At 74.1% G+C, this 20,759-nt stretch carries 3 protein-coding genes (1 of these 3 only partly in view); all 3 read left to right on the plus strand.

The annotated features are described in order from the left end of the window. Tightly spaced (at most 53 nt apart), the 3 genes in view from AB0M30_RS29855 to AB0M30_RS29865 form a layout consistent with a single transcriptional unit that may run on beyond the window. Positions 1 to 762 carry the 3' portion of a type I polyketide synthase gene (locus AB0M30_RS29855; RefSeq protein ID WP_364590229.1) on the plus strand. The gene continues 16,350 nt to the left of window position 1, outside the view, so only the last 762 of its 17,112 coding nucleotides appear in the window; its start codon lies off the left edge, out of view; it ends in the stop codon at positions 760 to 762. Then, a complete protein-coding gene (locus AB0M30_RS29860) occupies positions 763 to 10,680 on the plus strand; it encodes a type I polyketide synthase (RefSeq protein ID WP_364590232.1) in 9,918 nt (3,305 codons plus the stop codon). 53 nt (positions 10,681 to 10,733) lie between these two features. Further along, on the plus strand, positions 10,734 to 20,678 hold the full coding sequence (locus tag AB0M30_RS29865; protein WP_364590235.1) for a type I polyketide synthase: 9,945 nt from the start codon (positions 10,734 to 10,736) through the stop codon (positions 20,676 to 20,678). Positions 20,679 to 20,759 lie beyond the last annotated feature (81 nt).

Raw genomic sequence — 20,759 nt, forward strand, 5'->3', positions numbered from 1 at the left:
GGGGCAGCCGGCGTGCGGCGCATGGCGGCGTCCGGTGTGCGGCCGTTCGACGTCGCCGACGGCCTGCGTGCGTTCGACGCCGCGCGGCAGCTCGATCTCGCCGTGGTCGTGCCGATCCGGCTCGACCCGGCCCGGCTGCGCGCCGACACGGCCCCGGCACCGTTGCGTGGTCTCGTCCGCCCGGCTCGCGGCCAGGCGCGGCCCACCGCGTCGAGTGCCGCGAGCGGGGGCCCCGCGTTCGCCGAGCGGCTCGAGACGTTGGCGGAGAAGGACCGGGGCCCGGCCGTGCTCGACGTCGTGCTGGCCGAGGCCGCCGCGGTGCTCGGCTACGCCGCGCACGAGGCCGTGCCGGCCGAACGCGGGTTCATGGAGATCGGCTTCGACTCGCTGACCGCCGTCGAGCTGCGCAACCGGCTCAGCGGCGCCACCGGGCTGAAACTGCCGGCGACGACGCTGTTCGACTACCCCGCACCGGTCTCGCTCGCGGCGCACCTGCTCGGCGAGCTCGCCCCGCACCTCGACCCGGCCGGCCACGGGGAGCCGGCCGTGCACGCCGAGCTCGACCGGCTCGCGGAGCAGCTGTCCGCGACCGCCGGCTCGGTCGAAGTCGAGGAGCACGACCGGATCGGCGCCCGGCTGCGGGCCCTGCTGTCGACGTGGAACGGAGCGCGGCGCCCGGGTGAAGGCCCTTCCGCGGCCGAGGCCCTCAGCGGCGCCTCGACCGACGAGATCTTCGATTTCATCGACAGGGAGTTCGGCTGAATGTCGTCAGACGGATCTGAACGGAAGCTGGTCGAGTACCTCAAGCGGGTCACGACCGACCTGCACGAGACGAGGGCCCGGCTGCAGGAGCTGGAGGCGAGCGGCACCGAGCCGATCGCCATCGTCGGGATGGGCTGCCGGTTCCCCGGCGGCGCGAACTCGCCGGAAGACCTGTGGCGGCTCGTCGACGACGGGATCGACGCCGTGTCGCCGTTCCCCGGCGACCGCGGCTGGGACACCGCGCGTGTCTACGACCCCGACTCCCGCCGGCCCGGGACCTCCTACGTGGACCAGGGCGGCTTCGTCGACGACGTCGCCGGGTTCGACCCGGCGTTCTTCGGCATCTCGCCCCGCGAGGCGGCGGCGACGGATCCGCAGCAGCGGCTGCTGCTGGAGACCGCGTGGGAGGCGCTCGAGCGCGCTCGCATCGTGCCCGCGTCCCTGCGCGGCAGCCGGACCGGCGTCTTCACCGGCGTCATGTACGCCGGCTACGCCACCGACCTGCCGGGCCTTTCCGAGGAGGTGCTGGGGCACCTCGGCAACGGCAACCTGCCCAGCATCGCCTCGGGCCGGGTGGCGTACGCGCTCGGTCTCGAAGGCCCCGCCGTCTCGGTCGACACCGCGTGCTCGTCGTCGCTCGTCGCGCTGCACCTCGCCGCGCAGGCGCTGCGCAAGGGCGAGTGCTCGCTCGCGCTCGCGGGCGGCGTCACGATCATGTCCTCGCCCGGCGGGTTCGTCGAGTTCAGCCGCCAGCGCGGGCTCGCGAAGGACGGCCGCTGCAAGGCCTTCTCCGACGCCGCCGACGGCACCGGCTGGGGCGAAGGCGCCGGGATGCTGCTGCTCGAACGGCTCTCGGACGCGCAGCGGCGCGGCCACCCCGTGCTGGCCGTGGTGCGCGGCTCCGCCGTCAACTCCGACGGGGCGAGCAGCGGTCTCACGGCGCCGAACGGGCCGTCGCAGCAGCGGGTGATCAGGCAGGCGCTCGCCGACGCGGGCCTCGCGGCGTCCGATGTGGACGTGGTCGAGGCGCACGGCACGGGCACCGCGCTCGGCGACCCGATCGAGGCGCAGGCGCTGCTCGCCACCTACGGGCAGGGCCGGGACCGGCCGTTGTGGCTCGGTTCGATCAAGTCGAACATCGGCCACACCCAGGCCGCGGCCGGGGTCGCCGGGATCATCAAGGTGGTGCAGGCGCTGCGCAACGAGACGTTGCCGCGCACCCTGCACGTCGAGCGGCCCACCACGCACGTGGACTGGTCTTCGGGCGCCGTGCGGCTGCTCGCCGCACCGCAGCCGTGGCCGGCGGGTGAACGCGTCCGGCGCGCGGCGGTGTCGTCGTTCGGGGTGAGCGGCACGAACGCGCACGTGCTCGTCGAGCAGGCCCCCGAGCCGGCGGCCGTGGGCCCGGTACCGGACACCGAACCCGTGGTGGCCTGGCCGCTGTCCGGCCGGTCGGCGGCCGCGCTGCGGGCGCAGGCCACCACCCTGCTGTCGCAGGTGGACAAGACCGGCGACCGGCCGATCGACATCGGGTTCTCGCTGGCGACGTCGCGGTCGGCGTTCGAGCACCGCGCGGTCGTCGTCGGGTCGACGCGGGCCGAGCTGTGCTCCGGGGTCGCGGCGGTGGCCTCGGACGGTCCCGGCGTCACCAGGGGCGTGGCGGACGTGACCGGCCGGACGGTGTTCGTGTTCCCCGGCCAGGGCACGCAGTGGGCCGGGATGGCCACGGAGCTGCTGAACAGCTCCGAAGTGTTCGCGGCGCGGATGCGGGAGTGTGCTGAGGCGCTCGACGAGTTCGTCGACTGGTCGCTGCTCGACGTGCTCGCCGACGCCGAGATGCTGGAACGCGTCGACGTCGTGCAGCCCGCGTCGTTCGCCATGATGGTTTCGCTGGCCGCGCTCTGGCGGGCGCACGGGATCGAACCGGACGCCGTCGTCGGGCACTCGCAGGGCGAGATCGCCGCGGCCTGTGTGTCCGGGGCGCTCTCGCTCGCCGACGCCGCGCGGATCGTCGCGCTGCGCAGCCAGGCGATCCGCGAGGTGCTCTCCGGCGACGGCGGGATGGTGTCGATCGCGCTGCCGGAAGCCGCCGTCCGCGAACGCATCGCCCGCTGGGAGCCGCGGATCTCGACGGCCGCCGTCAACGGCGTGTCCTCGACGGTCGTCGCCGGCGAGCCCGCCGCGCTGGCCGAGCTGGTGGCCGCCTGCGAAGCCGACGGCGTGCGGGCCAAGCGGATCGCGGTCGACTACGCGTCGCATTCGGCGCAGGTGGAACGGATCGAGGAGCGGCTGCTGGCCGCGCTCGCCCCGGTCCGCCCGCGGGCCGGTGAGGTGCCGCTGTTCTCCACCGTGAGCGGCCAGTGGCTCGACACCGCGACGATGGACGCCCGGTACTGGTACACCAACCTGCGGCAGCCGGTGCGGTTCGAGACGGCGATCCGCGCCCTGGCGGCCGAGGGGCACACCGCGTTCGTCGAAGTCAGCTCGCACCCGGTGCTCACCGTCGGGGTGCAGGAGACGCTGGAACGGGTCACCACCGGCCCGACGGTCGCCGTCGGGACCCTGCGCCGCGGCGACGGCGGCCGCGCCCGGTTCCTGACGTCGCTGGCCGAGCTGTACGTCCGTGGCGTGGCGCCGGAGTGGGACGTCGTGTTCGGCGGGCACGGCGCCCGGCCGGTCGATCTGCCGACCTACGCCTTCCAGCGGGAGCGGTACTGGCTCGAACCCGGTGAGGACACGGCCGCGGCCGACACCGTCGACGCCGGGTTCTGGGCGACCGTCGAGAGCGACGACGTCGAGCGGCTGGCCCGCGAGCTCGGTGTCGGCGAGGCGGAGCTCGGCCCGGTGCTGCCAGCGCTGTCGGCGTGGCGAAGGCGCCGGCTCGAACGGTCCACGGTGGACGGCTGGCGGTACGGGATTTCGTGGAAGCTCTTGTCGCGGAACGCGGCCCGGCTGTCCGGCCGCTGGCTCGTGGTGACGGGTGGCACCGAGCGGCAGGCCCGCCTCGTCGAGGGGTTGTCGGCGGCCGGTGCCTCCGTGGTGCCGCTCGACGTCGGGGACGTCTCCCCCGAGCGGCTGCGCGCGGCGGCCGGTGACGAAGGGGTGAGCGGCGTGCTGTCGCTGCTCGCGCTCGACGAGACACCGGACGCGGAGTTCACCGAACCGGTCACGGCGGCCGTCGCCCTGGTGCGGGCGCTCGGTGCCGCCGGGCTCGACGCGCCGCTCTGGCTCGCCACCTCGGGCGCGGTGTCCGCCGGGCGCGGTGACCTGGTGACGGCACTGCGGCAGGCGCAGCTCTGGGGCCTGGGCCGGACGGCCGCGCTGGAGCTGCCCGACCGCTGGGGCGGCCTGGTCGACCTGCCCGCGGAACTCGATGAGCGCACGGCCGGGCGGCTGTGCGCGGTCCTGGCCGGAACGGCCGGCGAGGACCAGGTCGCGATCCGGGAGTCCGGCGTCTACGGACGGCGGCTGACGAGAGCCACCGCGCCGGTGGCCGAATGGCAGCCCCGCGGCACCGTCGTGATCACGGGCGGCACCGGCGCGCTGGGGGCCCGGGTCGCCCGCTGGGCCGCGCACGCGGGTGCGGAGCGGGTCGTGCTGGCGTCGCGTCGCGGCCTGGCGGCCGACGGCGCGGCCGAGCTGGCCGCCGAGCTCGAAGAAGCCGGTGTCGTCGCGTCGGTGGTCGCGTGCGACGTCACCGACCGGGAGGCGTGCGGCGAGCTGCTGGCCGCGGCGGGCGCCGAGGTGCCGGTGACGGCCGTCGTGCACGCCGCCGCGGTGCTCGACGACGGCGTGCTGGAGTCCGTGACGCCGGAACAGATCGCCCGCGTGGTGCGGGCGAAGGCACTGGCCGCCCGGAACCTGGACGAGGCGTCGCGGGAGCTCCCGCTGGACGCGTTCGTGGTGTTCTCCTCGTTCGCGGCGACGATGGGCGCGGCCGGCCAGGGCGCCTACGCGGCCGCGAACGCCTACCTGGACGCGCTGGCCGAGCACCGGCGCGGGCTCGGCCTGCCCGCGACGTCGATCGCGTGGGGACCGTGGGCGGAGACCGGGCTGGCCACGGCCGGCGAGGTGGCCGGCCGGGCGCGCCGCGGTGGTCTGCCGCCCATGGCGCCGGATCTCGCGCTGAGCGCGCTGCCCGGCTCGATCGGCGATGCCTTCGTGGCTGTCGCCGACGTCGACTGGGACCGCTACGCGTCGAGCTTCACGGCCGCCCGGCCCAGCGCGTTGCTCGGCGACCTGCCGGAGGCCCGCCGGGTGCTCGCCGCGGCCGGTCCCGCGACCGGCGCGACGCTCGCCGGAGTCACTGAAGCCGAACGACCGCGTGCCGTGCTCGAACTCGTGCGCGCGCACGCAGCCGCCGCGCTCGGTTACGCGCGTCCCGAGGACATCGAGCCGACGCGAGCGTTCCGGGAACTGGGGTTCGACTCGCTCACCGCGGTGGAGTTCCGCAACGTGCTCGGCGCGGCGACCGGGCTGTCGCTGCCCTCGACCATCGTGTTCGACTACCCGACGGCCGAAGCGCTGGCCGGGATGCTGCTGGCCGAGCTGTTCGGCACCGGTGCCCAGGTACCGGCACCGGAACCGGGCCGGGCGAGCAGCGACGAGCCGGTGGCGATCGTGGGCATGAGCTGCCGGTTCCCCGGCGGCGCCGACTCGCCGGCCGCGCTGTGGCGACTGCTGTCCGAGGGGGCCGACGCGCTGACGTCGTTCCCGGACGACCGCGGCTGGGACCTCGACGACCTCTACGACCCGGAGCCGGGCAAGCCCGGCAAGGTCTACACGCGGCGCGGTGCCTTCCTCGACGGCGCCGCGGAGTTCGACGCGGGCTTCTTCGGGGTGTCGCCGCGTGAAGCGGTGGCGATGGACCCGCAGCAGCGGCTGCTGCTCGAAACGTCGTGGGAGGCGATCGAGGGGGCGGGGATCGACCCCACTTCGCTGCGGGGCGGCCAGATCGGCGTGTTCGTCGGCACCAACGGGCAGGACTACTCCGTGCTCGTGATGGATCCGACCGCGGACACCGAGGGCCACGCGAGCACCGGAACGGCCGGCAGCGTGTTCTCCGGCCGGATCGCCTACGCGCTCGGCCTCGAAGGCCCGACTCTGACCGTGGACACCGCGTGCTCGTCCTCGCTGGTGGCGCTGCACCTCGCGGTGCAGGCGGTGCGGCAGGGCGAATGCACGATGGCGCTGACCGGCGGGGCGACCGTGATGTCGACCCCGACCGCGTTCCAGGCGTTCAGCAGGCAGCGCGGGCTGGCGGAAGACGGCCGGGTGAAGGCGTTCTCGGACGACGCGGACGGCACCGGCTGGGGCGAAGGCGCCGGCATGCTGCTGGTGGAGCGCCTGTCGGACGCACGGCGGAACGGGCATCCGGTGCTGGCGGTGGTGCGTGGCTCCGCGGTGAACCAGGATGGTGCGTCGAACGGCCTGACGGCGCCGAACGGTCCTTCGCAGCAGCGCGTGATCCGGGCGGCGCTGGCGTCGGCCGGGGTGGCCGCGTCCGAAGTGGACGTGGTGGAGGCGCACGGGACGGGCACCGCGCTGGGTGACCCGATCGAGGCGCAGGCGTTGCTGGCGACCTACGGGCGCGACCGGGACCGGCCGCTGTGGCTGGGGTCGGTGAAGTCGAACATCGGGCACACGCAGGCCGCCGCCGGGGTCGCCGGCGTCATGAAGATGGTGCTCGCGTTGCGGAACGAGCTGCTGCCCCGGACGCTGCACGTGACCGAACCGTCGTCGCACGTGGACTGGACCGCCGGCGACATCGAGCTGCTGACCGAGCCGGTCCCGTGGCCGGCGGCCGGACGGCCGCGCCGGGCCGGGATCTCGTCGTTCGGGATGAGCGGCACGAACGTCCACGTCATCGTGGAACAGGCACCCGAGGCCGAAGCCCGGGAACCGGTCGACGTGACCGGCGTGACGCCGTGGCTGGTGTCGGCGCGGGATGCGGCGGGCCTGCGGGCGCAGGCCGGCCGGCTGGCGTCCTTTGTGGAGTCAGGTCCTGAGGTGGGGGTGGCCGAGGTCGGGTGGTCGCTGGCCTCGACGCGCGCGCGGCTGGAGCACCGGGCGGTCGTGCTGGCCAGCGACCGGGCCGGGGCGCTGGCCGCGTTCGCGGGTGGCGAGCCGGTTCCGGGTGTGGTGTCCGGCGTGGTCGATTCGGGTCGTTCGGCGTTCTTCTTCTCCGGTCAGGGTGCGCAGCGGCTGGGTGCCGGCCGGGAGCTTTACGACTCGTTCCCGGTGTTCGCCGAGGTCGTGGATGCGGTGTGCGCGCAGGTGGAATCGTTGCGTGAGGTGATGTTCGGCGACGATGCCGAGCTGCTCAATCAGACGAGGTATGCGCAGGCGGCGTTGTTCGCTGTCGAGGTCGGGTTGTTCCGGCTGGTCGAATCGTGGGGGGTGATCCCGGATTTCCTGGTCGGGCATTCGATCGGGGAGCTGGCGGCGGCCCATTGTGCGGGGGTGTTCTCCCTGGAGGACGCGTGTGCCCTGGTGTCGGCCCGCGGCCGGTTGATGCAGGCGCTGCCCGCCGGTGGGGTGATGGTGGCGGTGCAGGCCACCGAGGCCGAGGTGTTGCCTCTGTTGGTCGAGGGTGTGTCGGTGGCGGCGGTGAACGGCCCGTCGTCGGTGGTGCTGTCCGGTGATGAGGATGCGGTCGACGCGGTCGTCGAGCACTTCGAGGGCCGCAAGACTCGTCGGCTGTCGGTGAGTCATGCGTTCCATTCGGCGCGGATGGAGCCGATGCTGGCGGAGTTCCGCCGGGTCGCGGAGTCGCTGACCTATCAAGCGCCTTCGATTCCGGTCGTGTCCAATGTGACCGGAACGCTGGCCGAAGAGCTGACCTCGCCGGAGTATTGGGTCCGGCACGTGCGCGCAACCGTGCGGTTCCACGATGGCGTGACTTATCTGGCCGAGCGCGGGGTGACCCGGTTCTTGGAGCTGGGTCCGGACGGTGTGCTGACCGCGATGGCGGCGGAATCCGTCGAGGGCACGCTGGTATCAGCCTTGCGGAAGGATCGTGCCGAAGAAGAGACTCTCCTGACGGCGGTGGCGTCGCTGTACGTCGCCGGGCAGGACGTCGACTGGTCGGTGTTCTTCCCCGGTGCGGGCCGGGTCGACCTGCCCACCTACGCCTTCCAGCGCGAGCGCTACTGGGCACGAACCACCGCGAAGGGCGACCTCCGCGCACACGGCCTGGTCACGACCGACCACCCGCTGCTGGGCGCCGCGACCTGGCTCGCCGACACCGGCGGCGTGGTCTTCAGCGGACGGCTGTCCCTCACCGAACAGCCGTGGCTGGCCGAACACGTCGTGCTCGGCTCCGTGCTGTTCCCCGGCACGGCGTTCCTCGAACTCGCCGTGCGCGCGGGCGACGAGGTCGGCTGCGCAACCGTCGAAGAGCTGACCCTGGCGGCACCGCTCGTGCTGCCGGACCGCGGCGACGTCCGGCTGCAGGTGAGCGTCGGCGGAGCCGGTGACGACGGCGGCCGGCCGATCACCGTCCACTCGCGACCGGACGACGAGGCGCCGTGGACGCTGCACGCCGGCGGCCGGCTCGGCACGGCCGCGCGCCCGCCGGAGCGCGGGCTCGCCGCATGGCCGCCCGCCGGCGCCGAGCCGGTCGACCTCACCGGGTTCTACGACGCCTACGCCGAACGAGGATTCGACTACGGGCCGGTCTTCCAGGGTGTCACCGCGGCCTGGCGGCTCGGCGACGACGTCTTCGCCGACCTCGCGCTCCCCGCCGACCAGCAGGCCGAGGCCACCCGCTTCGGCGTCCACCCCGCGTTGCTCGACGCCGCCGTGCAGTCGGCGGCCCTGCGGGAGAAGCCCGGCGAACGGTCCGCGGCCGGGCTGCCGTTCTCGTGGACCGACGTGACCTTGCACGCGGCGTGCGCCTCGCCGGTGCGGATCAGGCTCGGCGGCGGCGACCCCGGCGGCATCTCGCTCGCGGTGACCGACACCGCGGGCCGGCCCGTGCTGACCGCGGGATCGCTGGTGCTGCGCGAGGTATCGGCCGCGCAGCTGCGCGAGGCACGGCCGGTCCACCACGACGCGCTCTTCCGGCTCGGCTGGACCCCGGTCGAACTGCCGGGCACGGGCGCGGAACCGGCGGTGCTCGCCGTGGCCGGGGCGTGGCCGCCGGTGCCGTCCGACGCGACCGTCTACTCCGGACTCGAAGACCTGAGTTCCGCCGACCCGGCCCCCGCCGTCGTCGTGGTCCCCGTGCCGAGCCTGCCCGCCGGTGACCTCGCCGCGAACGTCCGCGCGGCGACGACGTGGGCGCTGGAACTGATCCAGCACTGGCTCGCCGAGGACGCCTGCGCGGGCACCAAGCTGGTGTTCGCCACCACGGGCGCGGTCCAGGCCGGCTCCGGCGAACCGCTCGGCGACCTGGCGACCGCGCCGATCTGGGGGCTCGTCCGTTCCGCGCAGGCGGAACACCCCGGCCGGTTCCAGCTCGTCGACCTCGACGGAACGGACGCGTCCGCGGCCGCCCTGGCGCGCGCGGTGTCCTCGGACGAACCCCAGCTCGCGATCCGCGGCGGCGAGGTCCGTGCCGCGCGCCTCGGCCGCGTCGAGCCGCCGAGGGAACCGCCGGCCGGCTGGGACGAGCACACGACCGTGCTCGTGACCGGGGCGACCGGCACGATCGGCCGGTCCGTGGCCCGCCACCTCGTCACCGGACGCGGAGTGCGGCACCTGCTGCTGGTCAGCCGGCGCGGCACCGGCGCACCGGGCGCCGAGCAGCTGGTCGCCGAGCTAACCGGGCTCGGCGCCGAGGTCCGGCTCGCCGCGTGCGACGTCGCCGATCGGGCGGCGCTGGCGACGTTGCTGGCCGAGGTGCCATCGGAGCACCCGCTCGGTGCCGTCGTCCACGCCGCGGGCACCCTAGACGACGGTGTGGTGACTTCCCTGACGCCGCAACGCTTCGACACGGTGTTGCGGTCGAAGGTTGACGCGGCGCTGAACCTCCACGAGCTGGCCGGCGCCGACGAGCGGGTCGCGTTCGTGCTGTTCTCCTCGATCGCGGGTACCTCGGGCAGCGCCGGCCAGGCGAACTACGCCGCGGGCAACGCTTTCCTCGACGCGCTCGCCGCCCACCGCCGGACGCTCGGGCTGCCCGCGGTGTCGCTGGCGTGGGGCCTGTGGGACGAGCGCAGCGAGATGACCGGGAAGCTCGCGGGCACCGACCGGTCGAGGATGGCGCGCGGCGGGCTCGTCCCGATGTCCACGGAGGACGGCTTGGCGCTGTTCGACCTCGCCGTGCGCACCGAGTACCCGACCCTCGTGCCGGCGAGGCTCGACCTCGCCGGGCAGCGCGGCGAGGCGGTGCCGCCGCTGCTGCGCGGCCTGGTGCGCGGCGCCGCGCGACCGGCGCGCACCGAACCGGTGCCGGTCCGCCACGAGCTCGCCGGGCTGCCCGGAGCCGAGCGGGAACAGCGGCTGCTCGACCTGGTCTGCGCGGAAGCGGCCGCGGTGCTGGGCCACGCGGACGCCAAGGCGATCGAGGCCGGCCGCGGGTTCCTCGCGCTGGGCTTCGACTCGCTCACGGCCGTCGAACTGCGCAACCGGCTGGGCGCGCTGACGGGACTGCGGCTGCCCGCGACGCTGCTGTTCGACTACCCGTCGCCGAAGCCGCTCGCCAAGCACCTCGGCGACGAGCTCGGCGGCGAGCGGGACACCGCGGCGGTTCCGTCACTGGCCGAAGAACTGGGCCGGGTCGAGTCGCTGCTGCCGGCGGTCGCCGCCGACGAGACCGCGCGCGCGGCCGTGGCGCGGCGGCTGCAGGACCTGCTGTCCAAGCTGGGCGAGGCCGCCGGCGAGGACACCGACGCGCAGGTCACCGAAAAGATCGACACTGCCTCGGACGACGAGATCTTCGAGTTCATCGACAACGAGCTCGGGATCTCTTGAGCATGGGACGGGCGAGCTGTGCCGGCTCCCGCAAGGAAGGGTGAATCCGACCAGTGAGCGAGCAGAAGCTTCGTGACTACCTGAAAAAGGTGACCTCGGACCTGGCGCGCACCCGCGCGCGGCTGCGGGAGCACGAGGAGCGTGCGCACGAGCCCATCGCCATCGTGGGGATGAGCTGCCGCTACCCGGGCGGGGTCGGCTCGCCGGAGGACCTGTGGCGGCTCGTCGCCGACGGCGCCGACGCGATCGGCGGTTTCCCCGAAGACCGCGGCTGGGACCTCGGCGCCCTCTTCCACCCGGACCCGGACCACCCCGGCACGTCCTACTCGCGCGAGGGCGGCTTTCTCCGCGATGTCGCGGACTTCGACGCCGAGTTCTTCGGGATGAGCCCGCGGGAGGCCCTGGCGACCGACCCGCAGCAACGGCTGCTGCTGGAGACGGCCTGGGAGGCGATCGAGCGGGCCGGGATCGACCCGCGCTCGCTCGCGGGCAGCCGGACCGGGGTGTTCGCCGGCGTCATGTACCACGACTACGGCGCCCGGCTGCGGACCACGCCGGAAGGGCTCGAAGGCTACCTCGGGAACGGCAGTGCCGCGAGCATCGCCTCGGGCCGGGTCGCCTACACGCTGGGGCTCGAGGGGCCGGCCGTCACGGTCGACACCGCGTGCTCGTCGTCGCTGGTGGCGCTGCACTGGGCCGTGCAGGCGCTGCGCAAGGGCGAGTGCGAGCTGTCGCTGGTCGGCGGGGTCACGATGATGCCGACGCCGGGCACGTTCATCGAGTTCAGCAGGCAGCGGGGATTGGCCGCCGACGGCCGCTGCAAGTCCTTTTCGGACGACGCGGACGGCACCGGCTGGGGCGAAGGCGTCGGGATGTTGCTGGTGGAGCGGCTTTCGGACGCCCGCGCCCACGGCCACCCGGTGCTGGCCGTCGTGCGGGGCACCGCGCTCAACCAGGACGGCGCGAGCAGCGGCCTGACCGCGCCGAACGGTCCGTCGCAGCAGCGGGTGATCCGGGCGGCCCTGGCCGATGCGGGCGTTGGTCCGTCCGATGTGGACGTGGTCGAGGCGCATGGGACGGGTACGACGCTGGGTGATCCGATCGAGGCGCAGGCGTTGCTCGCCGCGTACGGCCAGGATCGGGAACAGCCGTTGTGGCTCGGGTCGATCAAGTCGAACATCGGGCACACCCAGGCCGCTGCCGGGGTGGCCGGGATCATCAAGATGGTGCAGGCGTTGCGGCATCAGGTGTTGCCGCGGACGTTGCACGCCGGCGAGCCGTCGTCGCATGTGGACTGGAGTGCGGGCGAGGTCGAGCTGCTGACCGAGCCGGTTCCGTGGCCGGAGAACGAACGGCCGCGCCGGGCCGGGGTGTCGTCGTTCGGGGTCAGCGGGACGAACGCCCACGTGATCGTGGAAGAAGCTCCGGCTGGTGCGGAGCCACCCGCCGGGGACGCTGTCGGCGCGGTGGTGCCGTGGGTGTTGTCGGCGCGGTCGGCGGAGTCGTTGGAGGAGCAGGCGGCGCGGTTGGTGTCGCGGGTTTCGGGCTCTTCGGTGCGGCCGGTGGATGTCGGGTTTTCGCTGGCGACGGGCCGGTCGATGTTCGAGCACCGGGCTGCGGTGGTGGGTTCGGAGCTGGGCGATCTGGTTTCGGGACTGGGGAATCCGGTTCGTGGTGTGGCCGATGTGACCGGCCGGACGGTGTTCGTGTTCCCTGGTCAGGGTGCGCAGTGGGTCGGGATGGCCTCGGAGCTGCTGGGCAGCTCCGAGGTGTTCGCGGCGCGGATGGCGGAGTGTGCCGAGGCGCTCGCCGAGTTCGTCGACTGGTCGCTTCTGGACGTGCTGGCTGACGCGGAGATGCTGGAACGCGTCGATGTGGTGCAGCCCGCGTCGTTCGCCATGATGGTTTCGCTGGCCGCGCTTTGGCGGGCGCACGGGATCGAGCCGGATGCCGTCGTGGGCCATTCGCAGGGTGAGATCGCTGCGGCGTGTGTGTCAGGGGCGCTCTCGCTTGCCGACGCCGCCCGGGTCGTCGCGCTGCGCAGCCGGGCGATCGGCGAAGTGTTGTCGGGCAAGGGCGGCATGGTTTCGGTCGCGCTGTCCGAGGCGGTGGTTCGGGAGCGGATTGCGTCTTGGGGTTCGCGGATTTCGGTTGCGGTGGTGAACGGGCCGTCGTCGGTGGTGGTGTCGGGCGAACCCGGCGCGCTGGACGAGCTGATGGCCTCGTGTGAGGCCGACGGCGTGCGGGTGAAGCGGATTGCGGTGGATTATGCGTCGCATTCGGGGCAGGTCGAGGAGCTGAAGGGCCGGTTGGCGGCCGATCTGGCGCCGATCCGGCCGCAGTCCGGGAGTGTGCCGTTCTTCTCGACGGTGACCGGAGATTGGCTCGACACGGCTGGGTTGGACGCCGGGTACTGGTTCGCGAACCTGCGGGAGACGGTGCGGTTCGAACCGGCGGTCCGCGCGCTCGGCGAGGCCGGATATGCGGCGTTCGTCGAGGTGAGTTCGCATCCGGTGCTGACGATGGCCGTGCAGGAGACCCTGGAAGAGGCCGGGACCGGCGCGTCGGTGGCCGTGGGCACGTTGCGGCGTGGCGAGGGCGGCCTGGAGCGGTTCCTGACGTCGGTGGCCGAGCTGCATGTGCGGGGGATCAGCCCGGATTGGGACGCGGTGTTCGCCACGCACGACCCGCGACCGGTGGACCTGCCGACCTACGCCTTCCACCGCCGCCGCTACTGGCTCGACGCCACCGACGGCGCGGGCGACGTGACCGGTCTCGGTCTCGCGGCGGGCGGCCACCCGCTGCTCGCCGCGGCGACGACGCTCGCCGACTCCGACGGCGTGCTGTTCACGGGCCGGCTTTCGCTCCAGTCGCACCGGTGGCTGGCGGACCACGCCGTGCTCGGGACGACCCTGCTGCCGGGCACGGCGCTGGTCGAGCTGGCCCTGCGCGCGGGCGACGAGGTCGGCTGCGATCGCGTCGCGGAGCTGACCCTCACCGCCCCGCTGACCGTGCCGGACCACGGAGCCGTCCGCCTGCAGGTCATGGTCGGCGCTCCCGAGGAGAACCGGCGTTCGATCACCGTCCACTCCTGCCGGGAGGACACCGGCGAGTGGCTGCTGCACGCCACCGGAACCCTGGCCGCCGGAACCGGGACACCGGTGCCGGAGCCCGCCGAGTGGCCGCCCGCGGGCGCCGAGCCGGTGGCGGTCGACGACTTCTACGACCGGACCGCCCAGGCCGGCTTCGCCTACGGGCCGACGTTCCAAGGCCTGCGCGCCGCTTGGCGGCTCGGGGACGACGTCTGCGCCGAGGTCGACCTGCCCGAGGACCTCACCGGCGCGTTCGCCCTCCACCCGGCCCTGTTCGACGCGGCCCTGCACGCCGCCGCGCTGCTGCGCGACGAGACCACGGCGGCATTGCCGTTCACCTGGTCCGACGTCGTGATCCACGCCACCGGCGCCGGCCGGCTGCGCGTGCGGCTGACCAAGACCGGCACCGACACGATCACGCTGTCCGCCACCGACGAGAGCGGATCGCCGGTGCTCACGGTCGGGACGCTCGTGCTGCGCGAGGTCGCCGAGGAGCAGCTCCACGACGGCGGCGTGCCGAGGGACGCGCTCTACGGGATCGACTGGCAGCCGGTGACCTCGCCGGCCGACCCGGTCGAGCGCGTCGCGGTGCTCGGCGCCGAGGCCGCCGGCGTGTGGCCGTCCGCCGAGGTGTACGCGGGCCTGCCGGACCTGGTAGCGGCGATCGACGCGGGTGCCGCGGTACCGGAGCTGGTGGTGCTTCCCTGCGTCGGCGGCGAATCCGGCGACCTGCCCGAGGCCGCGCACGCCGCTACTCTCGCCGCGCTCGGCACCGCCCGCGCGTGGCTCGCCGAAGACCGGTTCGCCGGCAGCAAGCTCGCGTTCGTGACCAGCCACGCCACCGGTCCCGGGACGACCGACCTCGCGCACGCCGCGCTGTGCGGCCTCGTGCGGTCCGCGCAGGAGGAGAACCCCGGCCGGTTCCTGCTGATCGACGTCGACGAGCCGGCTGGCCTGTCCTCGGCCGTCCGGTTCGGTGAACCGCAGGTCGTGCTGCGCGGCACGACGGTCACCGTGCCGAGGCTGGGACGGCGGGCCGCGGCGGCGGCCGAGCCCGGCTTCGGTGCCGGCACCGTGCTCGTGACCGGCGGCACCGGCGTGCTCGGCACCGTGTTCGCCCGGCACCTCGTGCGCTCGTGCGGGGTGCGGCACCTGCTGCTCACCAGCCGCCGGGGGCCGGATGCGCCCGGGGCCGCGGACCTGGTGGCCGAGCTGCGCGACCTCGGCGCCACCGTCGAGCTCGTCGCCTGCGACCTCACGGACCGCGGCGCGCTCGCGGACCTGCTCGCCGGGGTTCCGGCGGACCGGCCGCTCTCGGCCGTCGTGCACGCCGCGGGGGTGCTCGACGACGCGCTGCTGACCGCACTGACACCCGAGCAGGTCCACGCGGTGCTGCGGCCCAAGGTCGACGCCGCCTGGCACCTCCACACCCTCACCCAGGATTTGGCGCTGAGCGCGTTCGTGGTGTTCTCGTCGGCGGCCGGGATCCTCGGCGCGGCGGGGCAGGCCCACTACGCGGCGGCCAACGCCTTCCTCGACGCGCTGGCCGAGGACCGGCGCGCGGCCGGCCTGCCCGGGAAATCGCTCGCGTGGGGCTTGTGGGACGAAGCGAGCGACATGACCGGCGCGATGACCACGGCCGACCGGGCCCGGCTGGCGAGGGGCGGCGTGCTTCCGCTCGCCACGGCCGAGGGCACCGCGCTGTTCGACGCCGCGCTCGCCTCCGGCGATCCGGTGCTCGTGCCGGTGAAGCTCGACCTCGCCGCGGTGCGCCGGCTCGACCCGGTGCCCGCCCGGCTGGCCGGGCTCGTGCCGGCGCGCCGCCGCCGGGTGCGGCCCACGGCCGAGCGGACCGGTTCGCTCGCCGCCCGGATCGCCGCACTGTCCACTCAGGACCGGACGGCCGTGCTGGTCGACATCGTGCGGGAGCAGGTCTCCGCCGTGCTCGGCTACGACGGCACGCAGGCGGTGGACACGGAGAAGGCGTTCAAGGAGCTCGGCTTCGACTCGCTGACCTCGCTGGAGCTCCGCAACCGGCTCGGCGCCGCGACGGGGCTGGCCCTGCCGGCGACCCTGGTCTTCGACTACCCGAACACCGCGGTGCTCGCCGGGTTCCTCACCCGGGAACTCACCGGCGCCGACGCGCCCGCCGCGCCTCGGCGGGCGGCGGTCACCGGCGACGACCCGATCGCGATCATCGGGATGAGCTGCCGTTTCCCCGGCGGGGTGCACACCCCGGAGGAGCTGTGGCGGCTCGTCGCCGACGAGCGGGACGCCGTCGCCGAGTTCCCGGGCAACCGCGGGTGGGACGTCGAATCGCTGTACGACCCGGACCCCGACTCCTCCGGCAAGACCTACACGCGGGCGGGCTGCTTCCTCGACGAGCCGGGCGGCTTCGACCCGGCGTTCTTCGGCGTCTCGCCGCGGGAAGCGACCGCGATGGACCCGCAGCAGCGGCTGCTGCTGGAAACCTCGTGGGAGGCCATCGAACGGGCCGGGATCGACCCGCGCTCTCTCAAGGGCAGCCGGACCGGCGTGTTCGCCGGGCTCATGTACTACGACTACTTCACCCAGCTCGACTCGATGCCCGAGGGGCTCGACGCGCACCTCGGCATGGGCAACGCGGGCAGCGTCGCTTCGGGCCGGGTCGCCTACACGCTCGGGCTCGAAGGGCCCGCGATGACCGTCGACACGGCTTGTTCGTCGTCGTTGGTGGCGCTGCACCTCGCGGCACAAGCGCTGCGCCGGGACGAGTGCACGCTGGCGCTGGTCGGGGGCGCGACGATCATGTCGACCCCCTCGCTGTTCGTCGAGTTCAGCAGGCAGCGGGGACTGGCCGCCGACGGCCGGTGCAAGTCCTTTTCGGACGACGCGGACGGCACCGGCTGGGGCGAAGGCGTCGGGGTGTTGCTGGTGGAGCGGTTGTCGGATGCGCGGCGGAACGGGCATCCGGTGCTGGCGGTGGTACGCGGGTCGGCGGTGAACCAGGACGGTGCGTCGAACGGGTTGACGGCGCCGAACGGTCCGTCGCAGCAGCGGGTGATCCGGGCCGCGTTGGCTGATGCGGGTGTCGGACCGTCCGATGTGGACGTCGTCGAGGCGCATGGAACGGGGACGACGCTGGGTGATCCGATCGAGGCGCAGGCGCTGCTCGCCACGTACGGCCAGGATCGGGAACAGCCGCTGTGGCTGGGGTCGGTGAAGTCGAACATCGGGCACACTCAGGCCGCTGCCGGGGTGGCCGGGATCATCAAGATGGTGCAGGCGTTGCGGCACGAGGTCCTGCCGCGGACGTTGCACGTCGGTGCGCCTTCGTCGCATGTGGACTGGAGCGCCGGTGACGTCGAGCTGCTGACGGGTTCGCGAGAGTGGTCGCGAGGCGGCCGCGTGCGGCGGGCGGGGGTGTCGTCGTTCGGCGTGAGCGGGACGAACGCGCACGTGATCTTGGAAGAAGCTCCGGACGGTGTGGAGCCGGTGTCGGAGCAGGGTCCGGCGGTGGTGGTGCCGTGGGTGTGGTCGGCGCGGTCGGCGGAGTCGTTGGAGGAGCAGGCGGCGCGGCTGGCGTCGCAGGTGTCGGAATCGTCGGTGCGGCCGGTCGATGTGGGGTTTTCGCTGGCGACGGGCCGGTCGATGTTCGAGCATCGAGCCGCGGTGGTGGGTTCGGAGCTGTCGGATTTGGTTTCCGGGATGGGAAATCCGGTTCGCGGTGTGGCCGATGTGGACGGCCGGACGGTCTTCGTGTTCCCGGGCCAGGGTGCGCAGTGGGGCGGAATGGCGCTGGAGCTGGTGGAGTCTTCGCCGGTGTTCGCGGCGCGGATGGCGGAGTGTGCGGAGGCGCTCGCCGAATTTGTCGATTGGTCGCTTCTCGATGTGCTCGCTGATGCGGAGATGTTGGCGCGGGTCGATGTGGTGCAGCCGGTGTCGTTCGCGGTGATGGTGTCGCTGGCGGCGTTGTGGCGGTCTTACGGGATCGAGCCGGACGCCGTGGTGGGGCATTCGCAGGGTGAGATCGCGGCGGCGTGCGTGTCGGGCGGCTTATCGTTGGCGGACGCGGCGCGCGTGGTGGCGTTGCGGAGCGGGGCGATCGGCGAGGTGCTGTCCGGTAAGGGCGGCATGGTGTCGGTCGCGCTGCCCGAGCCGGCGGCGCGAGAGCGGATTGCCCCCTGGGACCCGCGGATCTCGGTGGCGGCGGTGAACGGTCCGTCGTCGGTGGTGGTGTCGGGCGAGCCCGCGGCGCTGGACGAGCTGGTGGCCGCCTGCGAGACCGGCGGCGTGCGGGTGAAGCGGATCGCGGTGGACTACGCGTCGCATTCGGCGCAGGTCGAGGCCGTGGAGCAGCGGCTGGCCGCCGATCTCGCGCCGATCCGGCCGCGGCCGGGGAACGTGCCGTTCTTCTCGACGGTGACCGGCGACTGGCTCGACACGACGGAGCTGACCGCCGGGTACTGGTACGCGAACCTGCGGCAGACCGTGCGGTTCGAACCGGCGGTCCGCGCGCTCGGCGAGGCCGGGCACGCGGCGTTCGTCGAGGTGAGCGCCCATCCGGTGCTGACGATGGCCGTGCAGGAGACCCTGGAAGAAGCCGGGAGCGGCCCGTCGGTGGCCGTTGGCTCGCTGCGGCGCGAGCAGGGCGGCCTGGACCGGTTCCTGACCTCGGTGGCCGAGTTGCACGTGCGGGGTATCAGCCCGGATTGGGACGCGGTGTTCGCCGCGCACGACCCGCGGCCGGTGGAGCTGCCGACCTACGCCTTCGACCGCCGCCGCTACTGGCTCGACGTCCCGGAACGGGCTGCGCCGGTCGTGGACCCGGTCGACGCCGAATTCTGGGCCGCCGTGGAGCGCGCGGACCTGCCCTCGCTGGCCGGTGAGCTGGCCGTCCCCGAGGACGAGCTGGGCGCGGTGCTGCCCGCGCTGACGTCGTGGCGGCGCCGGCGGCGGGAGAGCTCGATCGTCGACTCGTGGCGTTACGAACTCGGCTGGCGGCCGGCGGCCGCCGCTGGAGGCACGGTCCTCACCGGGCACTGGCTCGTCGTCACCAGCGGCCAGGTACCGGACCGGATCCTCGAGGGAACGCGGGAGGCCCTGCGCGGCAAGGGAATCGAGCCGACGGTCCTGCCGGTCACCGAGGTCGACCGCGAGTCCCTCGCGAAGCTGCTCGGCGACCTGGACGGGCCGCCGGACGGCATCGTCTCGCTGCTCGCGCACGACGAGCGCGCCCATCCCGCGTTTTCATCGGTGTCGCTCGGGCTGTGCGGCACGGCGGCGCTGATCCAGGCGTTGGGCGACGCGGGCATCGACGCCCCGCTGTGGCTGACGACGTCGGGCGCGGTGGCGACCGGCCACGACGACCGCGTCGGCCACCCGGAGCAGGCCCAGGTGTGGGGGCTGGCGCGCGTCGCGCGGATCGAGCACCCCGAACGCTGGGGCGGCATCGCCGACCTGCCCGAGGCGTTCGACGAGCCGGCGCGCGAGGCGTTCGCCGAGGCCCTCGGCGGTACCGAGCGGGCCGTCGCCGTGCGCAGCGCGGGCACGTTCGTCCCGCGGCTGACGCGCGCGGCGAGCAAGACCACCGGCCCGGATGCCGGCTGGGCGGCCGGCGGCCGGGTGCTGATCACCGGCGGCACGGGCGCCCTCGGTGCCCGGGTCGCCCGGTGGGCCGCCGAGAACGGTGCCGAGCACCTGGTCCTCGTGAGCCGGCGCGGGCCCGGCGCCCCGGAGGCCGAGGCGCTCCGGGCCGAACTGACCGGCCTCGGCGCCGAGGTCACCATCGCGGCGTGCGACGTGGCCGACCGCGAGCAGCTCGCCGAACTCGTGCGCGACACCACCGCCGCCGGCCCGCTCACCGCGGTCGTCCACACGGCGGGTGTGCTCGACGACGGCGTGCTCGACTCGCTCACCCCGGACCGGTTCGAGCACGTGCTGCGGCCGAAGGTCGCCGCGGCCCGGAACCTGCACGAGCTGACCGCGGACCTCGGCCTGGCCGCGTTCGTCCTGTTCTCTTCGGCCGCCGGCACGCTCGGCAACGCCGGGCAGGCGAACTACGCGGCGGCGAACGCCTACCTCGACGCGCTGGCCGCGCACCGCCGCGGCTTGGGACTGGCGGCCTGTTCCGTCGCCTGGGGACAGTGGGGCGGCGGCGGTCTCGCGGAGCAGAGCACGCGGCAGGAAGCGTTGCGCCGCGGCGGTTCCTCGCCGATGGATCCGGCGACGGCGCTCGCCGCGCTGCACCGGGTGCTGGCCGACGGCGCGGAGTTCGCGCTGGTCGCCGACGTGGACTGGGCCCGGGCCGCCGCGGATGCGGCCGACTCGCTGGTCGCCGACCTGCCCGAGGTCAAGCGGGCCCGGCAGGCCGCGCCGCCCGCGCGGCGGGACGAGCCGGGCCGCCTCGCCGGCCTGGCGCCCGAACAGCGGGCACCGGCGCTGCTCGACCTCGTGCGTTCGGCGGCCGCCGCCGTGCTCGGCTACCGCACGGCGGCGGAGGTACCCGTCGATCGCGCGCTGCGCGACCTCGGCTTCGACTCCGTCACCGCGATGGAGCTGCGCAACCGGCTCGCCGCGGCGACCGGGCTCCGGCTGCCCAGCACCCTCGTGTTCGACCACCCGTCCGCCGGAGCGCTCGCCGGATACCTCGGCGCCGAGCTGTTCGGCGGCCCAGAGACCGCCGAAGACGGCGAGGAAGCGCGGCTGCGCGCCGCGCTCGCGTCGATCCCGCTGGCCCGGCTGCGTTCGGCCGGACTGGCCGACCTGCTGCTCGGCCTCGCCGAGGGCGGCGACCCCACCGACCAGAAGAACCAGAACGGCGAGGACGGGGACGCGGCCGTGCCGGTGGACTCGATCGACGACATGGACGCCGACCGGCTCATCGCGCTGGCCCTGGACGGCGGCGCCGCCGACCCAGCCTCGTGAGCCCCCACCCGCGACCGACCACCGACGTGGGGGGGGTGGGGTATTTGTGGTACGAACACACCACCAAGAGTATAAAGTGCA

Origin of the sequence: Amycolatopsis sp. NPDC051716, from assembly GCF_040681595.1 — a bacterium.
In the GTDB taxonomy this organism is placed as follows: domain Bacteria; phylum Actinomycetota; class Actinomycetes; order Mycobacteriales; family Pseudonocardiaceae; genus Amycolatopsis.